1 protein-coding gene is annotated in these 3130 nt (G+C 73.2%); it reads left to right on the forward strand.

The window, feature by feature from the left end:
• Positions 1-2992, forward strand: a 2992-nt coding sequence (locus ACFXAZ_RS21145) for an Rne/Rng family ribonuclease (protein ID WP_384593258.1), incomplete at its 5' end; no start/stop codon positions are given.
• Positions 2993-3130 lie beyond the last annotated feature (138 nt).

The raw sequence follows: 3130 nt of genomic DNA on the forward strand, positions 1-3130 counted from the left end.
GCCCGAGCCGGCCGCGGACGTCGTGGTCGCCGCCGAGCAGGCCGATGACTCCGACGACGGCGACGACGCCGAGGAGAGCGGTTCGCGCCGCCGCCGGCGCCGTGGTGGCCGTCGCCGGCGCCGCGGTGAGGCCGCGGACGGCGAGGGCGACGACACCGCCGCCGAGCAGGCCGCGCAGGACGCCGAGGACACCGCAGAGCAGGCCGACGAGGACGCCGAGGACGGCGAGGACGACTCCGAGCGCGGCGAGGAGGCCGGGGGCTCGACCGCCGGAAGCCGTCGCCGCCGGCGTCGTCGCCGCCGGGCCGGTGATGGCTCCGGTGACGGCGAGCAGTCCGGGGACGACCCGGAGCGCACGGTCGTCAAGGTCCGTGAGCCGCGCAAGCAGAGTGAGCGCGAGCCGTCCGACGAGGTGCAGTCCATCAAGGGCTCGACCCGTCTGGAGGCCAAGAAGCAGCGCCGCCGCGAGGGCCGTGAGCAGGGCCGCCGCCGGGTGCCGATCATCACCGAGGCCGAGTTCCTGGCCCGCCGCGAGGCCGTCGAGCGCGTGATGGTCGTCCGGCAGAACGGCGACCGTACGCAGATCGGCGTCCTTGAGGACAACGTGCTCGTCGAGCACTACGTCAACAAGGAGCAGTCGACGTCGTACGTCGGCAATGTCTACCTCGGCAAGGTGCAGAACGTGCTGCCGTCGATGGAGGCCGCCTTCATCGACATCGGCAAGGGCCGCAACGCCGTGCTGTACGCGGGCGAGGTCAACTTCGAGGCGCTCGGGATGGCCCACGGGCCGCGGCGCATCGAGTCCGCGCTGAAGTCCGGCCAGTCGGTCCTCGTGCAGGTCACCAAGGACCCGATCGGGCACAAGGGCGCCCGGCTGACCAGCCAGGTCTCGCTGCCCGGCCGCTATCTGGTCTACGTGCCCGAGGGCTCGATGACCGGCATCAGCCGCAAGCTGCCCGACACCGAGCGGGCCCGGCTGAAGACCATCCTCAAGAAGATCGTCCCCGAGGACGCGGGCGTCATCGTGCGCACCGCCGCCGAGGGGGCCAGCGAGGACGAGCTGCGCCGGGACGTCGAGCGGCTCCAGGCACAGTGGTCGGACATCCAGAAGAAGGCCAAGAGCGGCAACGCCCCGACGCTGCTCTACGGCGAGCCGGACATGACCGTCCGGGTCGTGCGGGACATCTTCAACGAGGACTTCTCCAAGGTCATCGTCAGCGGTGACGAAGCTTGGCAGACCGTGCACGGCTATGTCGCGCACGTGGCGCCGGATCTCACCGACCGGCTCCAGAGGTGGACCTCCGAGGTCGACGTCTTTGCCACGTACCGGATCGACGAGCAGCTCGCCAAGGCGCTGGACCGCAAGGTGTGGCTGCCGAGCGGTGGCTCGCTGGTGATCGACAAGACCGAGGCCATGGTCGTGGTCGATGTCAACACCGGCAAGTTCACCGGCCAGGGCGGCAACCTCGAAGAGACCGTCACCAGGAACAACCTGGAGGCGGCCGAGGAGATCGTGCGCCAGCTGCGGCTGCGTGACCTGGGCGGCATCGTCGTCATCGACTTCATCGACATGGTGCTGGAGTCCAACCGGGACCTGGTGCTGCGGCGCCTGCTGGAGTGCCTGGGCCGGGACCGTACGAAGCACCAGGTCGCCGAGGTGACCTCGCTGGGCCTGGTCCAGATGACCCGCAAGCGGGTCGGCCAGGGTCTGCTGGAGTCCTTCTCCGAGACCTGCGTGCACTGCAACGGCCGCGGTGTCATCGTCCACATGGACCAGGCGAGCGCCGCCGGTGGCGGCGGCAAGCGCAAGAAGCGCGGGCGTGGCGGCGCGGAGACGCCGGAGCACGAGCACGACCACGAGCTGGTCCAGCCGTCGGCGCCGGTCGAGACCGAGACCGAGGCGGAGGTGGCCGCCGAGGCCGCCGCTCCCGTCGCGCTCTCGGCGCCCGCGTTCGAGCCCGACGAGGAGCTGTACAGCAGCGTCGCCGAGGCGGAGGCCGCGGCAGGCCGGGGCCGTTCGCGGCGCCGGGCCAGCCGCCGGGCGTCGGCTCCGGCGGGCGCTCCGAGGGGCGAGGCCGCCAGGTCCGCCGCTCCGGCCGCCGAGTCCGCCGTAGCGGCGTACGCCGAGGAGACGGACGCGGACGTACGGCGGTCCCGGCCGAGGGCCGCCGCCGAGGTGCACGCCGAGCCGGTGGCCGTGGAGGACCCGGTGGTCGAGGCCCCGCCCGCCATCGAGGCGCCTGCCGTCGCCGAGGCGTCTGCCGAGCCCGTCGCTGCTGCCACTTCCGCCGCTTCGGTAGAGGAGGCGGCCACCGCTCCTGTCGAGGAGGCCGCGCCCAAGGGGCGTACGCGTCGCCGGGCCACCCGCAGGGTGTCCGCGCCGGCCGGGGCGCCCGAGGGCGCCGAGGCGGCTGTCGTCACGGTGACGGAACCGGCCGCACCCGCGGCAGCGGCGGAGCCGACACAGCCGGTGGAATCGACGGAATCGGCGGAGCCCGTGTCCGTCCCGGCGGCCGAGACCCCCGCCCCCGCCGACGCTGACGCCGCCCCCGCCCGCCCCCGTCGCCGTGCCGTCCGCAAGGCCACCGCGCCGACCGCGTCCGAGGACACGGCCGTCGTGGTCGTCCCGTCGGGCACGGCTCAGGAGGCATCCGGCGACCAGGCGCCCGAGGCATCGGGAGACCAGGTATCCGGCGAGCAGGTATCCGGCGACCAGGCGCCCGGCGATCAGGCGCCCACCGGCGATGACATCGACGGTGAGTCGGCGGCCCCGGTCAAGAAGGCGGCAGCCCGCAAGACGGCGAAGAAGGCGACCGCCAAGAAGGCCGCCACCACCGCCACCAAGAAGACGGCCGCGAAGAAGACCACGGCCAAGAAGACCGCCGCGAAGAAGGTGCCGGCGAAGAAGGTCGCGACCAAGAAGACGGCGGCCAAGAAGACCGCGGCGGCGGAGCAGACGCTGTCCTCGGTGTCCGCCACCACGGAGGACTGATCCCGCCGATCAGCCCGCCGCGCAAGGCAGTTGACGGCCCGTCCGGTGCACACACCCCGGGGGGGTGGGCGGGCCCCGGCCGCCCCCCCCGCCGAGCAGCGACCCCGTGCTGAACAAGGGGGGCCAGCCGGTGGCCCA

It is taken from the genome of Streptomyces sp. NPDC059477 (assembly GCF_042749375.1).
Lineage (GTDB): Bacteria > Actinomycetota > Actinomycetes > Streptomycetales > Streptomycetaceae > Streptomyces.